The sequence below is a fragment of the Niabella terrae genome (assembly GCF_054783135.1).
Genome location: NZ_BAAGRD010000042.1, coordinates 1 through 20,866, shown reverse-complemented (window position 1 = coordinate 20,866; position 20,866 = coordinate 1). Strand labels below are relative to the sequence as shown.

Annotated in this window: 24 protein-coding genes; 13 read left to right on the top strand and 11 right to left on the bottom strand. The window is 48.4% G+C overall.

From position 1 onward, the window contains the following. Window positions 1–11: 11 nt before the first annotated feature. The 3 genes from ACYVI9_RS18070 to yiaA all read left to right on the top strand — a co-directional run bounded on the left by ACYVI9_RS18070 (window position 12) and on the right by yiaA (window position 1,909). Window positions 12–794: a response regulator transcription factor gene (locus tag ACYVI9_RS18070; RefSeq protein WP_460767540.1), complete on the top strand. Its 783-nt coding sequence runs from the start codon at window positions 12–14 to the stop codon at window positions 792–794. Window positions 795–820: 26 nt separating this feature from the next. Continuing rightward, a complete protein-coding gene (locus ACYVI9_RS18065; RefSeq protein WP_460767537.1) occupies window positions 821–1,384 on the top strand; it encodes a Crp/Fnr family transcriptional regulator in 564 nt (187 codons plus the stop codon). An 81-nt stretch (window positions 1,385–1,465) separates the two neighbouring features. Continuing rightward, on the top strand, window positions 1,466–1,909 hold the full coding sequence (gene yiaA / locus ACYVI9_RS18060; protein ID WP_460767534.1) for an inner membrane protein YiaA: 444 nt from the start codon (window positions 1,466–1,468) through the stop codon (window positions 1,907–1,909). A 17-nt stretch (window positions 1,910–1,926) separates the two neighbouring features. Here the strand turns inward: yiaA and ACYVI9_RS18055 are convergent, their stop codons facing one another. After that, window positions 1,927–3,105: an AIR synthase related protein gene (locus ACYVI9_RS18055; RefSeq protein WP_460767531.1), complete on the bottom strand. Its 1,179-nt coding sequence runs from the start codon at window positions 3,103–3,105 to the stop codon at window positions 1,927–1,929. Window positions 3,106–3,240: 135 nt separating this feature from the next. Between ACYVI9_RS18055 and ACYVI9_RS18050 the strand changes: the two genes are divergently transcribed. Next, window positions 3,241–4,182 carry a bifunctional riboflavin kinase/FAD synthetase gene (locus ACYVI9_RS18050; RefSeq protein WP_460767528.1) on the top strand — a complete coding sequence of 314 codons (942 nt, stop codon included), beginning with the start codon at window positions 3,241–3,243 and terminating at the stop codon, window positions 4,180–4,182. A gap of 16 nt (window positions 4,183–4,198) precedes the next feature. Here the strand turns inward: ACYVI9_RS18050 and ACYVI9_RS18045 are convergent, their stop codons facing one another. After that, window positions 4,199–4,930, bottom strand: coding sequence for a 3-keto-disaccharide hydrolase (locus ACYVI9_RS18045; protein WP_460767525.1), 732 nt, complete (start codon window positions 4,928–4,930; stop codon window positions 4,199–4,201). A gap of 617 nt (window positions 4,931–5,547) precedes the next feature. On the opposite strand from ACYVI9_RS18045, the gene ACYVI9_RS18040 reads away from it, so the two are divergent. Continuing rightward, the gene (locus ACYVI9_RS18040; protein WP_460767522.1) at window positions 5,548–6,414 is read left to right on the top strand and encodes a hypothetical protein; all 867 of its coding nucleotides are present in this window, start codon (window positions 5,548–5,550) and stop codon (window positions 6,412–6,414) included. A 133-nt stretch (window positions 6,415–6,547) separates the two neighbouring features. Here the strand turns inward: ACYVI9_RS18040 and ACYVI9_RS18035 are convergent, their stop codons facing one another. The 4 genes from ACYVI9_RS18035 to ACYVI9_RS18020 are packed head-to-tail and all read right to left on the bottom strand — an operon-like array spanning window position 6,548 to window position 8,889. Next, entirely contained in the window at window positions 6,548–6,820 is a 273-nt protein-coding gene (locus tag ACYVI9_RS18035; RefSeq protein WP_460767519.1) for an acylphosphatase, read from the bottom strand. Next, the gene (locus ACYVI9_RS18030) at window positions 6,817–7,290 is read right to left on the bottom strand and encodes a GAF domain-containing protein (RefSeq protein ID WP_460767516.1); all 474 of its coding nucleotides are present in this window, start codon (window positions 7,288–7,290) and stop codon (window positions 6,817–6,819) included. The genes ACYVI9_RS18035 and ACYVI9_RS18030 overlap by 4 nt, the downstream gene beginning before the upstream one ends. A gap of 8 nt (window positions 7,291–7,298) precedes the next feature. Beyond that, the gene (locus ACYVI9_RS18025; protein ID WP_460767513.1) at window positions 7,299–7,835 is read right to left on the bottom strand and encodes a DUF1572 family protein; all 537 of its coding nucleotides are present in this window, start codon (window positions 7,833–7,835) and stop codon (window positions 7,299–7,301) included. Between the two features lie 28 nt (window positions 7,836–7,863). Continuing rightward, complete coding sequence (locus ACYVI9_RS18020; RefSeq protein WP_460767510.1) at window positions 7,864–8,889, bottom strand: dipeptide epimerase; 1,026 nt, start codon at window positions 8,887–8,889, stop codon at window positions 7,864–7,866. A 166-nt stretch (window positions 8,890–9,055) separates the two neighbouring features. Between ACYVI9_RS18020 and ACYVI9_RS18015 the strand changes: the two genes are divergently transcribed. From ACYVI9_RS18015 to ACYVI9_RS18005, 3 genes are all read left to right on the top strand, one after another. Continuing rightward, window positions 9,056–9,544 carry a hypothetical protein gene (locus ACYVI9_RS18015; protein WP_460767507.1) on the top strand — a complete coding sequence of 163 codons (489 nt, stop codon included), beginning with the start codon at window positions 9,056–9,058 and terminating at the stop codon, window positions 9,542–9,544. Between the two features lie 217 nt (window positions 9,545–9,761). Then, entirely contained in the window at window positions 9,762–10,190 is a 429-nt protein-coding gene (locus ACYVI9_RS18010; RefSeq protein WP_460767503.1) for an OsmC family protein, read from the top strand. A gap of 36 nt (window positions 10,191–10,226) precedes the next feature. After that, window positions 10,227–11,408 (top strand): trans-sulfuration enzyme family protein, encoded by a 1,182-nt coding sequence (locus tag ACYVI9_RS18005; RefSeq protein WP_460767499.1) that lies wholly within the window; start codon window positions 10,227–10,229, stop codon window positions 11,406–11,408. Between the two features lie 48 nt (window positions 11,409–11,456). Here the strand turns inward: ACYVI9_RS18005 and ACYVI9_RS18000 are convergent, their stop codons facing one another. The 4 genes from ACYVI9_RS18000 to pdhA are packed head-to-tail and all read right to left on the bottom strand — an operon-like array spanning window position 11,457 to window position 14,430. Then, on the bottom strand, window positions 11,457–12,179 hold the full coding sequence (locus ACYVI9_RS18000; RefSeq protein ID WP_460767496.1) for a (Fe-S)-binding protein: 723 nt from the start codon (window positions 12,177–12,179) through the stop codon (window positions 11,457–11,459). 50 nt (window positions 12,180–12,229) lie between these two features. Next, on the bottom strand, window positions 12,230–12,706 hold the full coding sequence (gene ribH, locus ACYVI9_RS17995) for a 6,7-dimethyl-8-ribityllumazine synthase (protein ID WP_460767494.1): 477 nt from the start codon (window positions 12,704–12,706) through the stop codon (window positions 12,230–12,232). A 2-nt stretch (window positions 12,707–12,708) separates the two neighbouring features. Beyond that, window positions 12,709–13,407 (bottom strand): tetratricopeptide repeat protein, encoded by a 699-nt coding sequence (locus ACYVI9_RS17990; RefSeq protein WP_460767491.1) that lies wholly within the window; start codon window positions 13,405–13,407, stop codon window positions 12,709–12,711. A 27-nt stretch (window positions 13,408–13,434) separates the two neighbouring features. Next, entirely contained in the window at window positions 13,435–14,430 is a 996-nt protein-coding gene (gene pdhA, locus ACYVI9_RS17985) for a pyruvate dehydrogenase (acetyl-transferring) E1 component subunit alpha (RefSeq protein ID WP_460767488.1), read from the bottom strand. Between the two features lie 225 nt (window positions 14,431–14,655). On the opposite strand from pdhA, the gene ppk1 reads away from it, so the two are divergent. The 3 genes from ppk1 to panB all read left to right on the top strand — a co-directional run bounded on the left by ppk1 (window position 14,656) and on the right by panB (window position 18,499). Then, window positions 14,656–16,722: a polyphosphate kinase 1 gene (ppk1, locus tag ACYVI9_RS17980; RefSeq protein WP_460767485.1), complete on the top strand. Its 2,067-nt coding sequence runs from the start codon at window positions 14,656–14,658 to the stop codon at window positions 16,720–16,722. Beyond that, window positions 16,719–17,612, top strand: a complete 894-nt coding sequence (locus tag ACYVI9_RS17975; RefSeq protein WP_460767482.1) for a Ppx/GppA phosphatase family protein — start codon at window positions 16,719–16,721, stop codon at window positions 17,610–17,612. The genes ppk1 and ACYVI9_RS17975 overlap by 4 nt, the downstream gene beginning before the upstream one ends. 71 nt (window positions 17,613–17,683) lie before the next feature. Next, the gene (panB, locus tag ACYVI9_RS17970; RefSeq protein WP_460767480.1) at window positions 17,684–18,499 is read left to right on the top strand and encodes a 3-methyl-2-oxobutanoate hydroxymethyltransferase; all 816 of its coding nucleotides are present in this window, start codon (window positions 17,684–17,686) and stop codon (window positions 18,497–18,499) included. A 1-nt stretch (window position 18,500) separates the two neighbouring features. On the opposite strand, the gene mnmC2 is transcribed toward panB, so the two are convergent. Beyond that, entirely contained in the window at window positions 18,501–19,178 is a 678-nt protein-coding gene (mnmC2, locus tag ACYVI9_RS17965; RefSeq protein ID WP_460767477.1) for a tRNA (5-methylaminomethyl-2-thiouridine)(34)-methyltransferase MnmC2, read from the bottom strand. Between the two features lie 67 nt (window positions 19,179–19,245). On the opposite strand from mnmC2, the gene ACYVI9_RS17960 reads away from it, so the two are divergent. Then, entirely contained in the window at window positions 19,246–20,406 is a 1,161-nt protein-coding gene (locus tag ACYVI9_RS17960; protein ID WP_460767475.1) for an aldose epimerase family protein, read from the top strand. Window positions 20,407–20,449: 43 nt separating this feature from the next. Further along, window positions 20,450–20,719 (top strand): hypothetical protein, encoded by a 270-nt coding sequence (locus ACYVI9_RS17955; RefSeq protein ID WP_460767472.1) that lies wholly within the window; start codon window positions 20,450–20,452, stop codon window positions 20,717–20,719. The last annotated feature ends 147 nt before the right edge of the window (window positions 20,720–20,866 follow it).

Here is a 20,866-nt window from a genome sequence, read left to right as displayed (position 1 = left end):
AAACGATCGACTTGTCACAAGAAACCAATCTACATAAACCGCAGCTCCTGATAATCGATGACAATGAGGATATTCTAGAATTTCTCAATGATGATCTGGGCGAACAGTACCAGATACTTACCGCCACCGGAGGGCATCAGGCTTTGGAGTTGCTGGACACCGAAGTCGTCCATCTGGTTATCAGCGATGTCATGATGCCGGAAATGGATGGTTTTGAATTATGCGGCAGGATTAAGTCAGGTTTCCAGACCAGTCATATACCCGTAATCCTGCTGACGGCCCGTGACAGCCTCCAGTCCAAAATTGACGGCCTGAACCAGGGTGCCGATGCGTATATAGAGAAACCCTTCTCTCCTGAACACCTCGCGGCGCAGGTATCCAGTTTGCTGACCAACCGGGAAAAGGTCAAGACATTTTTCATTCATTCACCGCTGGTACAGATCAATAGCATTGCCCATTCCAAAATTGACGAAGCCTTCCTGGAGGAGCTGAATAATTTTATCATTGACAACATCACCAATGACCATCTGGATGTGGATCATATGGCCCAGGCCATGAACATGAGCCGACCCACGCTCTATCGCAAACTCAAATCTGTATCGGACCTGTCTCCCAATGAAATGATCAACCTTTCCCGATTGAAAAAAGCAGTGGAACTCATGCACAGTGAGTCGATAGCCCTCAGTGAAATTGCCCAACAAGTAGGGTATAGCTCGCTTACCCATTTCGGCAGAAATTTCCAGAAACAGTTCGGGCTTTCCCCCTCCGAATACCTGCAGCAAACAAAATCATAAACGCTGCACAAAATTTCCTTTTGGCTATGGAATCACTTTTTGAACAACTCAACCAATACCATCGATTAAGTCCCCAGGCCGGCCAGGCCCTGGCGGCCTGTCTGGAGGAAAAGACACTTGCCAAAAATCATTTCCTGATCCGAAGGGGTCGGGTTTGCGAACATTTTTATTTTCTGCAACAGGGTGCCGTCCGGGGCTTCTATGAACTGGAAAGCCGCCAGGTCACCCATTGGTTTGCTTTTGAAAACACCTTTGTCTCCTCCTTTTACAGTTTTTCCACCGGCAATCCGGCCGTAGAGCATATTCAACTTATGGAAGGCTGTATCCTCTGGACCATCACACGCCGGCAACTCCTGGGCCTCTTCGACCAATTCCCCGAGATTGAACGCCTCGTTCGTATTATATATGAGCATTATTATATACGGCTGGAAGAACGGTATGTAAATGCGCAGTTTAAAACAGCAGCAGAACGCTATGCAGATTTGATCACTGCAACCCCTCATATTTTACAGCGGGTACCACTGGGATATATTGCCTCCTATTTGGGTATCAGCCAGGAAACCCTCAGCCGCATCCGCAGCCGGCATTAACAAAGCCTTTCTGATTTTTGATATATGTCAAATCGCCGGGCCTGGTGACGGGCTATTTTTGTTTCAACAAAACAATCAATTATGGAAAATCAAAGTTTTCAAAAACCCTCGGCTGCCTTTATTGGTGCGTCCTGGTGTACCCTGATCATTGGTATCAGTGCCTATATCATTGGCCTGTGGAATGCAGCAATGATGCTTAACGAAAAAGGCTACTACTTTACGGTTTTAATATTCGGGCTTTTTGCCGCTGTTTCCGTTCAGAAAGCCGTGCGGGACCAACTGGAAGGCATACCGGTTACCGGCATCTACTACGGACTTTCCTGGTTTGCCACCATCCTGTCCATTCTGCTGCTGGTCATCGGACTCTGGAATGCGGAACTGCTGAGAAGTGAAAAAGGCTTCTATGCGATGTCGTATCTGCTCAGTATGTTTGCCGCGATCGCCGTACAGAAAAATATCCGGGACAGTAAATCGACGACCGAAACAGACAATACCAAAGGGTTCCCAAAAGAGCCGCCGTTTTAGTAAAAACCTGGCCGTTGCTAACCCTTATAGTCCGCCAGGAGCGCACCATCTTTGTGGATTTCCAGAGAAGTCTGGCCTGCGGCTTCTACCCGACCGATCACCCGGGCTTCAATGCCGAAAGAAGCAGCTATATCGATGACGGCGCCGGCAGTGGTTTCGTCCGTATAAATTTCCATCCGGGTACCCATATTAAAGACCTGGTACATTTCACGGTCATCAGCCCCGCTGGCTTCCTTGATAATGTCAAATACCTCCGGCGGCGTAAACAGATTGTCCTTGATAATTTTTACCCCACCGGGCATGTATTTCAGGCATTTGGTCTGTCCGCCGCCACTGCAGTGAATCAGGCCGTCAATGGCATCAAAATGATTTTCCAACACGGTTTTCAATACCGGTGCAAATGTTCGGGTGGGACTCAGTACCAGTTTGCCGATGGTCGTCTCAGCACCTGCTACCGTATAAGGCTCGGTCATCCGGTGTTTGCCGATATAAACAACCTCCTCACTGAGTGAGGGTTCAAAAGTCTCGGGATAGGTACGGGCGTAGTATTTATCCAGTACATCATGGCGGGCACTGGTCAGCCCATTGCTGGCCAAACCGCTGTTATATTGCTGCTCATAGCTGGCCTGTCCAAAGGAAGCCAGACCTACAATCAGGTTTCCGGGTTTGATTTTTTCATTGGTCACCAGCCGGTCTTTGGGCCAGCGTGCCGCCATGGTACCATTGACAGCAATCGTACGCACGACATCACCGACATCGGCGGTTTCCCCACCCATAAAACTGATATCAATACCAAAGTCTTTCATCGAATCAAAAAAAGCCTGGCTGCCATTAATTACCTGCTCCAGTACGGCCCCGGGAATCAGTTTCTTATTCCGATCGATGGTAGAGGAGAAACTGAGCTTTTCATAGATGCCCACACAAAGCAGGTCATCCAGGTTCATGACGATGGCATCCTGTGCGATCCCCTGCCAGACGCTGACATCCCCGGTTTCCTTCCAGTACAGATAGGCCAGGATACTTTTGGTTCCGGCACCATCCGCATGCATGACGTTCACCCAGGCATCATCTCCTACCCAGACATCCGGGTAAATTTTACAAAAAGCCCGTTGGTACAAGCCCTGATCCAGTTTTTTCACCGCTTCATGGACTTCTTCTTTCTGGGCTGATACCCCTCTTTTTGCGTATAAGGACATGATATTATGATTCAGTCAACAATGATTTTCAAACCGGCAAAGATAAAACAATCAACCGATAGTGGGCCGGCTATCCCAAAGATTCACGGGGGTTTATGGTTTTAAATATCAGCGCAGGAACCTAAATTTGCAGCCATGCAGATTCACTACGATATCAACCGATTACCGGCAATCAGCAATGCCGTGATTACCATCGGCACTTTTGACGGCGTACACGAGGGCCATAAAAAAATTATCAGCCAGCTCGTCGATACTGCCCGCCAGGCCGGGGGATCATCTGTAATCATCACTTTCGATCCGCATCCCAGAAAGATCGTGGCTTCTTCCATTCTGGGCATCCGATTGATCAATACCCTGGCCGAAAAAACGGAGTTGCTGGCCGCCCTGGGGGTGGATCACCTGGTCGTTACCCCTTTTACGGAAGTTTTCGCCAATCAGGAGCCCGAAGTCTATCTGCAGGATTTTCTGATCGGGAAGTTCCGGCCCCATACCATTATCATCGGCTATGACCACCGTTTTGGGAAAAATCGGGCGGGAGACTATAAATTGCTGGAAAACATGCAGACCACCTATGGTTACCAGCTCCGGGAAATACCCAAACATATTCTGGACGATATTGCGATCAGTTCTACCCGTATCCGGGAGTCCATATTAAAAGGGGATACAGCCACCACCAATCACCTGTTGGGTTATGATTTCTTTTTTGAAGGCGAAGTGGTCCACGGTGATAAACTGGGCCGGGAACTGGGATACCCGACGGCCAATCTGAAAATTGAGAACCCGGAGAAAATCCTGCCTGCCGATGGCATTTATGCCGTCTACGCCGCACTGAAACAGGCCGACGGTAGTTTCGGACCCCGTATAAAGGGGATGATGAGTGTGGGTTTCCGACCGACCGTAGATGGCTCAAAAAGAGTGGTTGAAGTCAACCTTTTCGATTTTTCAGCAACCATCTACGGCAAGACCCTTCGTGTTTATGTCAAACAATTTCTGCGTGCAGAAGAAAAATTCGATAGCCTGGAAGCCCTTGTCAGGAAGATCGACCAGGATAAACAGGACAGTCTGAAAGTATTGTAAAAAATCCCTTGAGGACTTAAAGTTCCCGGATCCAGATATTTCTGTAGCTTACCGGATTACCGTGATCCTGCAAAATGATCGGCTCTGCATCACCAAGATGTACCGGACTGGCGATTCCGATATACTCAGTGCCGCCCCAGATGGTGGCATTGTTCTGTACCAGTACGCCGTTATGAATGACGGTAATACGGGCCTGGGTTTTCACGGTACTATCCTTGCCGTATCGGGGTGCCGTAAAGATGATATCATAGGTCTGCCATTCGCCCGGTTTACGTGAGGCATTCACCAGGGGCGGCAGCTGTTTATAGATGCTACCGGCCTGGCCGTTACTGTAAGTACGGTTCTTATAACTGTCCAGGACCTGCAGTTCATAATGGCTCATTAAAAAAATACCGCTATTGCCCCTGCCTTGTCCGTCTCCTTTTACAACGGCCGGCGTCCGCCATTCGATATGCAGCTGACAATCACCAAATGCTTTTTTGGTTTTGATGGCACCTTTACCGCCGGCTACCGTCATGGCACCGTCTTCCAGTTTCCATTGGACCTCCCCGCCCCCTTTTTCGGGTTCCCATTCAGAAAAATTCTTTCCATCGAAAAGTACAATGGCATCATCCGGTGCAGTAGCAGCAGTGGCACCCGGCGTAACAATTTTGGGCTCGGGCTGCCAGACTTCGGTCAACTTCGGACTATCATTTTGCGCCTGTACATAACCGGAGAAAACACATGCAAGAATCAGTAATTTTTTCATGTATACATTTTTAATTGTAGGTGATTGTTCTGCTTCCCGGGATCCTGAAAATCCGGCAGGCCATCGATCATTGACTTCCCGCCTGCGCACGAAGGGCTTTCGACAAAGTCAGCATCATATGACGCATCTAAATTAAGTTAAAAATATTTTCAGCAAAACTAAATATCAAATTTTCCAATGTCAATAAGAAAATCAAACGGGTGTACTCAAGGTTCGGAATGACAAGAATTACGCGGTCCCGACTTTAGCTATGAATCGGGATTGCCTGGACCAGGCAATGGTTCAAACGAAAAGGCTTTCACTGTTGGTGCGTAATCCCTGCTTTATTAAATGGTCCGCGAATCGGGCATAAAAATCAGAGTGGATATAATAGTAAAGTTCGTTCTCGTCCATAATAGAAAAACCCCTTTTAGGGGGTAATTCAGGTAGGTACGGCCCGCTAATTTCGTGTTGAAAACAGGGAGAAAGCCCACTGCCCAGGACCTGTGATTAAACGATAAACAAATGAAAACATAAAATGCCCCGGATCGATATTCCATAATCGATACTCAAATATTTCATTCCATCATTAAACCGCCTGTGAAAAGGCTCAACTAAACACAATTAAAAATAAAAAAATGAAAAAACTGGTATTTCTATTTGCGAGCGTACTGATGTTACACTTATTTTCCTGTTCCAAAGGTGAAGTGGGTGTCCAGGGTGAAAAAGGCGATCAGGGTATTGCCGGTATCGACGGTACAAAAATATTATCAGGTAGCGGCCTGCCTGCGGCCAATATCGGTGCGATAGGCGATTTCTATCTGCAGACAGGTAGTTCGGTACTTTTTGGACCCAAGACCGGTTCCGGTTGGGGAAGCGGCAGCAGCCTGAAAGGAGCTACCGGCGCAAAAGGTAGCACAGGAGCAGCGGGCACCCGACTTTTAAGCGGTACAGCTGCGCCCACGACATCAGTGGGCGCAGTAGGTGACTTTTATTTCCAGACAAGCACCGGCATTTTATTCGGCGCCAAAACCAGTTCCGGCTGGGGAAGCGGCACCAGTCTGAAAGGGCCCAAGGGCGATAAAGGGGATACCGGGAATGCGAATGTCATCATGTATCAGGTGGGTCCCAGAACCTCTTCAGGTGGTTATACGAACATTGACCTGCCCGTATCCAAAGCAATCCGGGATAAAAGCACGGTATTGGTCTATATCAGTAATAACGGAAGCGTATGGAGGTATGCCCCCTCCGATCTGAATGGCAATGTTGCTGGTGCGGTCTACAATTATGTCACCAAGATGAGTTTCGGTGCTATTTCCCTTTCGAATACCAATACCCGGATCACCCTTTCCTTTTGGAATCCGGTTACTTATAGCTTATATACCACGCCGGTCACCCTTTATGTCAGAATTGCTTTCATTGAAGCTACCCAAATGACCCATATGGCCCGAAAAGGAGTGGATATTAAGGATTTTGATCAGGTAAAAGCGACGCTGAACCTGTAGACTAAATACCGTTAATTGCTACGGCTTACTTCATGAACACCTGAACAAAAGGTTATATGCCCGACGGTATATAACCTTTTTTCTTCTGCTGGTTTTTTACATCATTTCGCTGAAAGCGGCTGCCTGGTTCGGTTTACAGGATAGAAAAATGCTCGTATGGCTGCAGGTCGGTTTCCTGATACTCCACAGATGCCACCCGGGCCATCACCGGTCCTTGACGACACCATTCCAGGAATTGTTCCAGCGCAGCAGGGCTACCGGTAGCCAGGATACGCACCCTGCCATCCGGTAGGTTTTCTACCGTGCCGGTCAGCCCCAGCGCCAATGCGGTCTTACGGGCGGATTGCCGGAAATAAACACCCTGGACCTTTCCGGTAACAATAATATGGCGGGTTTGCAGGCTCATGAAGGTATCATTGCCGCAATTTTTTCCAGATAATATCGGTCGGTATCGTCGAAATGAGCCGGATGCGCACTGTCAACATCCAGTATGCCCCAGACTTCCCCCTCCCGCATCAGTGGTACGACGATCTCAGAACGTGATTGACTGCTGCAGGCGATATGACCAGGATATGCCAGCACATCATCTACCACCAGGGTACGGGCCGCCTCCCAACTGTCGCCACAGACACCCCGCCCCCGGGCGATTCGGGTACAGGCTACCGGACCCTGGAAGGGGCCCAGGACCAGTTCTCCTTCCTTCACCAGATAGAAACCGACCCACCACCATTGAAACTGTTCTTTCAGGGCGGCTGCGGTATTGGCCAGGTTGGCCACCAGATCCGGTTCCCCCTCCAGCAATCCCTTCAGCTGCGGTAGCAGTGATTCGTATTGTTCGGCTTTCGTGCCCTGTACGATATGTAAATCTTCTGCCATGCTACTTATTATTTTTCTGCCCCTTTCCGGCGCATCCGTTCATTATAATCTGCGGACTTGCCCACTGCAATGGTCAGCGGCTTCCAGTTACCCGAAGCCCGCATTTTGCTGATATATATGATCTGTCCCACATGGGAGGCATAGTGGGTCATCTGCCGGTGTATGGCTTCCAGGACTGTCAGCGGTTGCGCCCGGATATAAACGATCTTATCCAGATCTCCGGGACGCAGTCCCTCCAGGGCATCAAATACGGTCTGCCAGCCTTCCTCCCACAGCTCAAGCAACCGGACTTTGGACAGGGAAGTATCGATGAATTCCTGATCGCGGTCCCGCCAGATCTTCTCACCATCTTCTGTCAGAAAATCCGTCCAGCGGCTGATCATATTGCCATGCAGGTGGGTAATGATGGTCGCCAGACAATTACAGGCTTCGTTGGGGCGGTAACCAAAGTCTGCCTCCTGCAACTGCAGGAAACAGCGGTCTGCCAGGCTTTTGTAGTTGCGAAACTGCGCCATGGCACTGTTTAAAAAATGAATATCGTTCATCTCCTTAAGCTTTTTCGAATTCCCGGGCTTACCGCTCGTACAGGCCGGTAAACCGGATGCCCAATCCCGGATCGGCGCTGTAAACGATACGCCCCTGGTCAAAGTCCAGACCTGTGGCGACATCCTCCTGCTGCAATAGCGGACCATCCATATCCATATAGTCCGCGTAGGGTGCCAGATGCGCAAGGGCTGCCGAGCCCACGGTGGATTCATTCATCGACCCAAACATCAACTGCAGGCCTCTTTTGCGGGCATCTTTCACCATTCGTAAAGCGGGCGTAATGCCGCTGCACTTGGTCAATTTGATATTAATACCGTGAAAATGGCCTTCGCAGCGGGCTACGTCCTGCTCTGACACGCAGCTTTCGTCAGCGATCAGCGGAATCCGGCTGGCCGCATACAGGGATTTCATTCCCTCCCAGTTATCCCTGGCCAGGGGTTGCTCAATCAATTCGACCCCCAATTCCTCCAGACGGGGCAATAAGCGCATAGCGGTTTCCAGATCCCAGCCGGCATTGGCATCCACCCGTATGACGGCACTGGTTTCAGCCCTCAGGGCTTCAATGATACGGATGTCTTCGGCTGTACCCAGCTTTACTTTATAGACCGGCCAGGGCTTTTCCTTCAGCTTGGCCACCATTTTATCAACGCTGTCAATCCCGATGGTATAGTCTGTTACCGGACTGCGGGCGGTATCGAGTTTCCAAATTGCATAGAGCGGTTTTCGGGATATCTTGCCGAAAATATCCCAGGCGGCCATATCCAGGGCGCAGACCAGAAAAGGATTCTGTGGCAGTAAATGATGCAGGAAATGCCAGTACCGGTCGGGCTCGGTGAAGGCAAATTTCTCGATCATCGTCTTTTTAGCCTCCAGATCGCTGATCATGGCGTCTACCGTAATATCATAATAGGTGATCGCGGGGGCTTCTCCGTAGCCTTTCAGCCCAAAATGCTCCAATTCCACAATCAATGTGGGCTGATGGGTTTTTGTACCTTTGGAAATGGTAAAAGGATGCCGGAATTTTAAGTTAAAGGGAAAGTAATTCAGTTTCACAATAATGTCTTTATCAATATTTGTCCAAAAGTATCGAAATCCTTTGATTCACTAAAGTCAACCGGGTTGCGTTTTCAGGCACCTTATCGTCTTCCCGTTAGGCAATGTGCCCAAAAACAGATCGACCGGCAAATACAACGGTCATCATCATCAAAAATCTTGTATTATGTTTCGATTTCTGCTGTATATGACCGTTTTGATTTTATTTTTTTCCCTGGCCTGTAAGAAAAACAATGCCGTAATGGATGAAAGCAGCCTTCAAATCAGTCTTGCTACGGCATGTGGCTGGTGTGCGCCGGGAGATTCCCTGCAACTCAACCGGCAGGACGCCCGCTACCTGTATTTTCCCTCTTCCTGCAGTGCGTCACACCAACGCTTTGACGGGTCCACCAACGAAGCAGACTGGAAGCAGCTGGTTGCCTTGCTGGATCTCGAAAAATTCGATGCCCTTGACCTGAACTACTGCAATATCTGCTCGGATGGTTGTGATATCCGGGCAACGGTCAAACAGGGAAATTACAGCCACAGTATCTCCTATGGCAGTTCCGATAATGAGGCCGTCGCATCGATCAGACCCTTTTTGAAAAAACTGGAAGCCATCAAAGCGGGGTACGCTTCGGATCGGAAAGCCGCCCTGGACGAAAACAACAATTAGTACAGGGGCAGTACACCCTGAGTGCTGCCAGGCTTTTGCCGGAATGGCCACCTTAAATATTTGACTTATAATAATATAGGACAGCAGTTTCGGGTCGACGCCTTTATGGCTTTGCCTAAGACATGCTTTACCAGCCCTTCAATGTCAAAAACTTATCCGGTTGCGCCTGTTGGAAAGCTCCGCTATTTAAAATACTTTTGCACCTTAAATTTTTAAGATGAATACGGTAAAGCTCAAAAGGGTCAGCGGTGACTATGGATTCGATACGGTAAATGAGAACGGTACCATCGTTAAAACAGATACCAACCCCGGCATGGGTGGTCAGGAATACGGTGCCCGGCCGATGCAGTTACTGCTCAATGCGCTGGCTGCCTGTGCGAGTATCGATGTGATCAGTATTCTGAAAAAACAGCGTCAGGAAATTACCGGTTATGAAGTGACAGTGAACGGAAGCAGGGAACCGGATGTGGAGCCCTCCCTGTGGAAAGAGATTGAAATGATTTTCGATATCACCGGGAACGTTGATGCCGGTAAAGCCAATCGTGCCGTGGAAATTTCATTGAACAAATATTGTTCGGTGGCCATCACCCTGGTCAGGGCCGGTGCCACCATTAAAACAAAGGTGCATATACATCCCGCAGCATAAATAGCGGGATATTCCAATATTATAATTACTACTTACTTGAATACAGAAAGAAAATTACACCCCTCGACCATCGCCATTCGTACGCAGACAACAAGGACGGCGCATATGGAACATGCCAGTCCGGCATTTTTGACCAGCAGTTTTGTATTTGATACAGCGGAAGATATGCGTGCGGCTTTTGCAGATGAAAACGAAGCCAATATTTACAGTCGTTACAGCAATCCCACGGTCGATGAGTTCGCACATAAAATTGCCTTGTTGGAAAAATGCGAAGCCGGCTTTGCTGTAGCCAGCGGTATGGCGGCCGTTTTTAGTTCCTTCATGGCCCTGCTGCAGTCAGGTGACCACCTGCTTTGTTGCCGTTCCATGTTTGGTGGCACCAATACGGTGGTGACCAAATTTCTGAAAAAGTTCGGCATCCAGTATACATTGCTGGATGCGGCAGATATTGACAACTGGGACGCTGCAGTACAACCGAATTCCAAAATGCTCTATCTGGAAACCCCGACCAATCCCCAACTGGAAATTATCGATCTGGAAAAGGCGGGACAGTTTGCCAAACGGCACCAGCTGATCTATAATGTAGACAACTGTTTTGCCACCCCCTTCCTGCAAACACCGGTGGATTACGGAGCGGACCTGATCATTCATTCTGCCACCAAATGGATCGATGGCCAGGGCCGGATTCTGGGTGGTGTGGTCGCCGGGCGCAAAGAGCTGATTCATGAGATCTATCTGTTCTGTCGCAATTCCGGTCCTTCCCTCTCGGCTTTTAATGCCTGGGTGCTTTCCAAGAGCCTGGAGACCCTTGAAGTCCGGATACAGCGACATTCCGAAAATGCCCTGCAACTGGCTACCGCACTGGAAAAAAATCCCAAGCTGGAATGGGTAAAATACCCTTTCCTGCCTTCCCATCCCCAATATGAAATTGCCAAAAAGCAGATGACAGCCGGTGGCGGCATTGTATGTTTTGAAATTAAGGGGGGTGTAGAAGCGGGACGCCGTTTTATGGACGCGCTGGAGATGCTGTCACTCACGCCTAATCTGGGTGATACCCGTTCCATTGCCTCCCACCCTGCCAGTACCACCCATTCCAAACTGAGTCCTGAGGAACAACTGCAGGTTGGCATCACACCCGGACTGATCCGGATATCTGTGGGACTGGAATACCCGGATGACATTCTATATGATATTGAGCAGGCACTGGAAAAAGCCTGATGCCCGCGCAGCAGACTGACTGTATGGTAGCCGGCTGAAAAAGAGGGACTACCAGCCGCTGGCCAGTACATCGGCCAGGTGCATGGTTTTTAAATCGTAACCCTTCCCGTCAATATAGCCCTGCAGGTGCATGAGGCAGGACAGGTCGGTGCTGATCAGGTAACGGGCGCCGGTGGCCAGTGCATTTTCTACTTTCTGCTCACCCATACCCAGTGAAATCCCCGGAAATTTGACGGCGAAAGTTCCCCCAAATCCACAACAGGTTTCCACATCATTCATTTCGGTAAGTTCCAGACCGCTGACATGCTCCAGGAGTTTTCGGGGGCCTGCTTTAATCCCACATTCCCGCAGACCGGCACAACTGTCATGATACGTGGCTTTGCCTTCCAGTACGGCACCGCAGTCTTCCACTCGAAGTACCTCCAGCAAAAATTCAGAAAACTCAAAACAACGCGTACCCAATGCTTTCACCTGGTTATGTGCCGAAGAATTGTCGAATAATTTGGGATAATAGTTCCGGATAAAGCCCACGCAGCTGGCGCTGGGAGCCACAATATATTCGGCATCCTTAAAATCTTGAAGAAACTTATTGCAGACCGATCTGGACTCCTCCCAGAAACCGGCATTAAAAGCGGGCTGACCGCAACAGGTCTGGTCGGCATTGTATACCACTTCACAGCCCCATTTTTCCAATATTTTTACCATGTTAAAACCGGTCTCAGGATAGAGCTGGTCCACAAAACAGGGTATAAAAATATGTACCTTACGCATAATCTGATAGTTCTTTGGAAAGCACCGTTGGAAGCTGGACGAGCAGCTGCTTAATCGATCATTTTCAGGGCGGTAATGGCCGCTTCCCGACCCTTATGACCATGGCTGCCTCCCAGGCGGTCCAGTGCCTGTTGTTCCGTGTTGACAGTTAACACGCCAAAAATCGTCGGTACCGGCAATTTCATATTCAACTGCGTGATACCGTCTGCCACCATCCGGCAAACATAGTCAAAATGGGGGGTGTCCCCCTGAATCACGCAGCCCAGGGCAATATAGGCATGCGGCTCGTCGAGCAGCTGATGGGCTTTGCTCCAATGCCTTTTGATGGCGAAGGGAATCTCGACACTGCCCGGTACCACCAGGGTTTCTACCCGGGCATTGCGCGCCTGCAACTCTTCCAGACATCCCCTTTCCAGTTCGTCTGTAATCGAAGCATTCCATTCTGTCTTGACCAGAACAATAAAGGCATCCTGTTTAAAGATGCCTGTATCGCTATGAATTACCTTACTGTTTCCTGTAGAGGCCATAATTAATCAATCTTGTAAACTCCCAACTGTGCCAGGTATTTATCAGCTTCAAAGCCATGCTGGGTGCCGGGGAATTTCTGTTTTAATTCTTTGTATAAAGCAATTGCTTCTGTTTTATTGTTCAGTACCTGCTGGGCCAGAAATGCCGCCCGGAACAATGCTTCTGAACAGGCCTGCTGGTCGGCTTCAAAATGCGATGCGGCTTTCTTGTAATAGTCCAGGGCTTCCTTATTTTTACCCAGGTCGCCATAGGCATCACCCAGTAACAGATAGGCTCTTTGCTGGATCTGCGGGGCGTCCGAACTGAATTTTTTCAGGTACTGTACTGCCTTGTCATTCTGATTGAGTTTGACATAACAGACACCTGCATAAAAGTTCGCCAGGTTGCCTGCCTTGGTACCGCTGTATTTACCGGCGATACTGACAAAGCCGGGATTTACCCCGTCTCCGTTGAGGGCCTTGCTCACGGAATCCATGCGGTAATATTCTTCCGCTTTAAAACTTTTCTCCGCAGCCTCCTCTTCTTTCGGTTTCAGGAAAAATTGTTTATAACCAAAATACCCGCCGAACAAAACCACCAGTGCGCCCAATACGATCAGGATGGACTTACGGTTTTTTTGCCAGACCAGCTGCGCCTTATCTAAAGAGCTTTCATGTCCAATCTGATCATTATCAAACTGTTGTTTGGTTGTATCTGCCATTTTTTTTGAATACTGATTTAAAATAAATTAATCAACAATAAAAGGATATTGCTGATCCATATATACGTCTTTTAATACCTCGTCATCATCCGGGAAAGGACTTTCTTCCGCAAAACTAACGGACTGTGCCACGACTTCTTCACAGCGGGTATCTATTTCTTTAAGCTGCTCCTCATTTGCAAGTTTGTTATCGATCAGATTCTTTCTGAGTACAGCAATCGGATCTTTGGACTTGTATTCTTCGACTTCGTCCTTGGTCCGGTATTTCTGCGGATCACTGATGGAATGCCCTTTGTACCGATAGGTTTTAATTTCAAGCAATGTGGGGCCGCCCTTTTCCCTTGCCCGTTTTACTGCTGCAGCAATCGCATCATGTACGGTTTCCGGCCGCATACCATCCACCACTTCGGAAGGCATGTCAAAACCGGCACCCAGCTTGTAAATATCGGTCACATTGGAAGTCCGTTCAACGGAGGTTCCCATGGCATAATTATTATTTTCGCAGATATAGATCACCGGCAGTTTCCAGAGCATGGCCAGGTTAAAGCTTTCATGCAGGATACCCTGACGGGCAGCCCCGTCACCGAAGAAACAAAGTACGACATTATCAGTCCCTTTATAATTTTCCGCAAAAGCCAGGCCCGTACCGGTACCAATCTGTGCACCTACGATGCCGTGTCCTCCGTAGAAATGTTCTTTTTTACCAAAAAAGTGCATGCTACCGCCCTTTCCTTTGGCACAACCGGTCGCTTTCCCATATAACTCCGCCATGCAACTGTCTACAGAAACGCCTTTGGCAATTGCCAGTCCATGGTCCCTGTAGGCCGTTATGAAAATATCTTCAGGTTTGGTCGCAGTCATACAGCCGGCTGCTATCGCTTCCTGTCCGACATAGGCATGGAAGAAACCGCGAATTTTCCCTTCCATTTTATACTTTTCTTCAGCGGTTAACTCAAATTGACGGATCAATTGCATTAACTCGTACCAATACAAATAAGTCTCATTAGAAAATTTCGTTGCCACGGCTAAAATTTTGCCCGAAGAACCCCTCCGGGGAGTGCAAAAGTAAGGGAAAATTCAATTGAAAGCTAAGGATCAGCGAGAATACTTGACCCCGTTTCATACCGTTGGAGAGCCGCTGTCCGCAGGGTAAAATGATAATAATTCCTTAAAACTGCAAAGGTGGTATCAGGCCGCCCCGGGCCTATATTTACCGATAATTTTCTTTATATTGAAAACAATTCATCGATGTTGAAATTAATACCCAGAGATATCAGTTGGCTTTCGTTTAACGGCAGGGTGCTGCAGGAAGCAGCCGACCCGGGTGTTCCCCTTAAGGAACGCGTGAAATTCCTGGCGATTTTTTCCAATAACCGGGATGAATTTTTCCGGGTGCGGGTGGCTTCACTGAAAAGAATGCTCCAGATCGAGACCAAACTGAAGATGCATGCCGAGAAAAACCCCCAGAAAATCCTGGATGAAATCCAGCGGCTGATCACCCAGCAGCAGCTGCGTTTTGACAGGGTCTGGGCGGATGTACAGGAAGCATTGAACCAGCAACGGATTTTTCTGAAAAATGACCAGCAGCTGAGCCGGCAGCAGAAAACCTTTGTCCGACAGTATTTCGATCAGGAAATCAGCGCCAATATCAATCCGCTAATGGTGGAGAATATCAAAAAATTCCCCAACCTGCGGGATAAGTCCCTGTTTCTGGGCGTTGTTCTCTCCCGCAAGGCCGATCCCGCAGATCGTCGGTATGCAATCATCGAAATGCCGGTGCAGGCCGTCGGGTCCCGTTTCATTGTCCTGCCTTCCCCTGCAGGAAGTCATGATATTATGCTGCTCGAAGATGCTATAAAATTCAACCTGCCCGAGGTATTTGGCTTCCTCGGTTATGACCAGTATCAGGCTTATATCTTTAAATTCACCCGGGATGCGGAACTGGACATCGATAACGCCGACACAACTTCCCTGATTCAACAATTGGAAAAAGGGCTCAGGAACCGCAAGAAAGGCAAACCCATCCGCCTGGCCTATGACGAACAAATGGATCAGGGCTTGCTGGAATACCTGATGAACCGCCTGGGCATGTCCAAAAAAGACAACCTGATGCCCAGTGGCAGCATTCATAATTTCCGGCATTTCATGGAATTTCCGCAAGCAGTATTCAAATCAACCACCAAAAGAAAACAGCCATTCCTGCATCCCCTGCTGACCAACCGGCGTATCGCTGATGTACTTCAGCACCGGGATGTTTTACTGCATTTCCCCTATCACAGTTTTACGCCGGTAATCGATATGATCCGGGAAGCGGCTTTTGATCCGGATGTGGTATCCATAAAAATCGCCTGTTACCGGCTGGCATCCCAGTCTAAAATCATCAACGCACTGGTCAATGCGGTGCGTAACGAAAAAGAAGTAACGGTGATGCTGGAGTTAAAAGCCCGGTTCGATGAAGAAGCCAACCTGAACTGGCAGCAGGTACTCACGGAAGCGGGGGCCAATGTCCTTACTGGGCTGACCGACATGAAAGTCCATGCCAAAATTTGTATCATCAAAAAGAAAATCAAAAACAAGACTTTCCGATACGGTTTTATCAGTACCGGAAATGTCAATGAAAAAACAGCGGAATTATACGGAGATCACTGTCTCCTTACTTCCAACCGCTACATGATGGCAGATATTGAACGCATTTTCAGTTTTCTCCAAAAACCGGAAGCCAACAAGTCCGTTCTGGAAACCTGTAAAACCATCATCCCCAGTCCGCATATCATCAGAACCGCCCTTCATAAACTTATAGATCATGAGATCCATATGGCCAAAAAAGGGAAATATGCAGAAATCATCCTGAAGATGAATTCCCTGGCTGATGCCGACCTGATCGACCGGCTCAATCACGCCGCCAAAGCCGGCGTCGTTATCAAACTGATCGTAAGGGGCATCTTCTGCATGCAATCGGAAAATAAAAAATTTATCCGGCCCATCCAGGCCATCAGTATTATTGATGAATACCTGGAACATGCGAGGGTCTTCGTGTTCTACAATCGGGGTAATCAAAAAGTTTACCTATCTTCCGCAGACTGGATGATCCGCAATCTCGAGCACCGGGTAGAAGCGACCTGCCCCGTTAAAAACAAAGAATTGAAACAGGAGTTGATCGATATACTGAATATACAACTGGCCGACAATACCAAGGCCCGCATTTTAAACAACGAGCTTACCAATGAATATGTGCACCAGGAAAAGGGTGCGGCGCTGGTGCGTTCCCAGGAAGCCGTATATAATTACCTGAAACAAAAAACAGACAAGTATTGAAGTTAGCCGCCATCGATATCGGAAGTAATGCCGCGAGGCTTTTGATCACAGACATTTTCCATGACAAAAGTAAAAGACCCGAATTTATCAAATCCAATCTCGTCCGGGTTCCGCTCAGGCTGGGCTTCGATGTCTTTGACACGGGAATGATTTCACCGCAGAAGGAGCAACAACTGCTGGAAACCATTAAAGCTTACAAACATCTCCTGAATGCTTACGGCGTACGGCACCTGAAAGCCTGCGCCACTTCAGCCATGCGGGATGCCCGCAACGGCGCTGCTGTAATCGAAAATATACGGGAGCGAACAGGTGTGCAGATTGAGATCATTTCGGGAGACCGGGAAGCTTCCATTATTTATGAAACCCATGGGATCGAAGCCTCCGAAAAAGACCGCATATTTCTGTACATCGATGTAGGTGGCGGCAGTACCGAACTGACATTTTTTATGAACGGGACGGTCCTGTACCGCGAGTCCTTTGATATCGGGACCATCCGGTTGTTAAAGGAACAGGTGGAACCGGAACAATGGGAGTCGCTGAAATCCGTTGTACGCGAGCAGACCAAAGGCGTCAAAAAAATTACCGCGGTCGGTTCGGGTGGCAATATCAACAAAGTATTTTCCCTATCTAAAAAAAAGGAGGGCAAACCACTACCCCTGGAATTACTGCGTGATTTTTATAAGGAAATGAGCAGCCTCAGTCTCTCGGAAAGAATGAGTTTTTACAAGTTACGTGAAGACCGTGCCGATGTGATCGTACCCGCACTGCTTATATATATCAATATCCTGAAATGGTCCGGTACCGAAGAAATCCTGATTCCCAAGATCGGTCTGGCAGACGGATTGATTCATGCACTTTATGAGGAAGTTATTTCTAAAGCCCTCGAGTAAATGATTTAATAGATATCTTGCAGGATGTTTGGCGTCAATTCATCCTTATAAACGTTTAAAAGTAATTTATTGTGTCAGTAAATAAAGAAGTAAAACGGATCACCACCCATACCCTCGCGCAAATGAAAGCCGGTGGTGAGAAAATCAGTATGCTTACTGCATATGATTATTCTTTTGCCCGTATCATCGATCATGCCGGAATCGATGTCATCCTGGTGGGCGATTCTGCCTCGAATGTAATGGCGGGACATGAGACCACCCTGCCGATTACCCTGGACCAGATGATCTATCATGCGAGTTCTGTCATTCGGGGCGTACAACGCTGCCTGGTAGTCGTGGACCTGCCCTTTGGATCCTATCAGTCCAACTCCGAACTGGCCCTGGCTTCTGCCATCCGTATCATGAAGGAAACCGGCGCCCACGCCATTAAACTGGAAGGTGGCGAAGAAGTTATCGAATCGATAAAAAAAATTGTATCTGCCGGCATCCCGGTTATGGGACATCTGGGTCTCACCCCGCAATCCATATATAAGTTCGGGACTTATAATGTGCGGGCCAAGGAAACTGCCGAAGCGGAAAAACTCAAAAATGACGCCCTGCTGTTGGAAGAAGCCGGCTGCTTCTCCTTTGTACTGGAAAAAATCCCCGCCCTGCTGGCGAAGGAAGTGACCGAAAAAAGTCAAATCCCGGTTATTGGAATTGGCGCCGGCCAATATTGTGACGGACAGGTCCTGGTGATGCATGATATGCTGGGCATCAATACTGAATTCCACCCCAAATTCCTCCGCCAATACCTCAATATTTATGACCAGGCCACTGAAGCGGTAAAAAAATACATCACCGATGTAAAAACCGCAGATTTCCCGAACGAACAGGAACAGTATTGATCTAGACCGTGGCCGCTCTGAAGGCCCGGATAATTTCCCTTTTACCCGGTGGTCCGGGTATTTTTTCCACCCGGAATCCTACCGACTCCAGATCCCTGCGCACGGATGTCTTGGAACAATAGGTCACCAGCAGTCCCCCGGGTTGCAGGGCTTCGAAAAACCGTTGAAAAAGCGGTGCGGTCCAGAGCTCCGGCTGGTCGTTGGGAGCGAATGCGTCAAAATATATCAAATCAAACCTGTCGCTGAAGACATAGCTTTGGATATCCGCGATGGTCTTGTTGAGTTTGAAAAACGGGCTGATATAAACCTGCTGGTTCCAGGGCGTCTGGGTGATGGTCTTATACAATTCGGTTTCGCCCAGTAACTGGGGATAATTCAGGGCGGCAAAAATGCTGACCGGCAATGGATGGGCTTCCACTGCCGTATAGGTTAGTGAGGTTCCATGGGCTGCGGCCGTCATTGCAGAAAGCAGCGCATTGAGACCAGTACCGAAGCCTGCTTCAAACACCGACGGCTTTTTGACCGCGTCCCGATGTTTCAGAAGGTATTCCAACCCTGATTCAATAAATACATGCCGTGATTCCTGCAGGGCACCCCGGGTGGAATGAAAACTCACACCCGATTCCTTTTGCCGGACCGTATGGCTGCCGTCTTCTGTTAAAATTATTTCGTATTGCATTACAAATTGAAAGTTAACCTATTAATTAATATATTGCAGTATTCATTCTTAAAACAAAAATTGTCAAATGAAAAAAAGCCATCTCATAGTTACCTTAATGTTCTCGGCAACCGCCTTCCTTTCCTGTAAATCTCCCGGCAACGAAAAATCAACTGAGGCCACAGAAAAAGCCAGTGTTGCTTCGCCCGCGCTGGCAGATAATGATGCATTTAAAGATTCCCTGGACGGCAAACAGGTCAATATTTTCTATCTGGAAAACAACGGGATTGAAGCCGGAATTACCAACTATGGCGGCCGGGTCGTGAACCTGCTGGTTCCGGATAAGCAGGGTAATAAAGTAGATGTCATCGTAGGCCCTTCCAATTTAAAGGACATGCATGATATTGTGGATTTCTACGGTGCCATTATCGGACGTTATGGCAACCGCATCGCCAATGGAAAGTTTAGCCTGAATGGCACGGAATACAGCCTGAATGTAAATAATGGTAAAAACACCCTGCATGGCGGGAAAAAAGGATTCCACAATCAGGTATGGGACGCTGAACAGACCAACGACAGTACCCTGGTCCTGACCTATACTTCTGCCGACGGTGAGCAGGGTTTTCCGGGCACATTGAAAGCTAAAGTAGTCTATACCCTGACGGCTTCCAAGGAGCTCAAAATCGACTATGAAGCCACAACCGACAAAACCACGGTCTGCAACCTGACCAATCATTCCTATTTCAACCTGAATGGCGGCGGCACCATTAACAACCACCTGCTGCAGATCAATGCCAACAGTTATACACCGGTGGATGCCACACTGATACCCACAGGCGAACTCCAGGATGTTGCCGGCACCCCATTTGATTTTCGTAACCCGACAGCCATTGGCGCCCGGGTGGACGAAAAAAACACCCAGCTGGAATATGGCAAGGGCTATGATCACAATTTTGTTGTAGGTGGTGACGGCAGCGCTATGCGTACAGTAGCCCGGATCACCGGTGATCAGTCAGGCATCAGCATGGAAGTCATTTCAGTGGAACCCGGTCTGCAGTTTTATGGCGGAAATTTCATGGACAGCAAATTCAATATGAAATACGGCACCAAGAACGATTACCGTACTGCATTTTGTCTGGAAACGCAACATTACCCGGATTCTCCGAATCAGCCGGCATTTCCTTCCACGACGCTGGAACCGGGATCTGTCTACAAGACGGCTACGATATATAAATTCAGCGCGCAATAAGCCGGAATAATACCGGTTGTCCATCACGCTTAAAATATAGTTTATGACCACCCATGAATTTCCCAATGGTTTTGATTCCTGGCAGAAAACCCACTTTGAAGTGGTGGAAGCTTTGTGTTATCTGAGAGATATTGAAGAAGAAAAGCAACCTCCGGCTTTTGCGGAGATGATCAACCGGAGTGCCACAGAGGATCTGTACCGGCTGGCCGTTGCCCTGACCGATAAGTTTGAAAGGGAGCAGCAAAATAAGGGCAACAGCAATCTTTTCGATCTGATCGAATCCTTTGTTGTCAGTGAAACAAAAAAAGGCTAAAGGACTTAATACTGAAAATTAAAATCGGGTAGGAAGGTAGCGATTATTTCGCTACCTGACCTCCCACACCACCGTACGTACGGTTCCGTATACGGCGGTTCCTTAGCTAACCTGATGGCGTGATTGCAACTCCTTGAAGTAATCCAA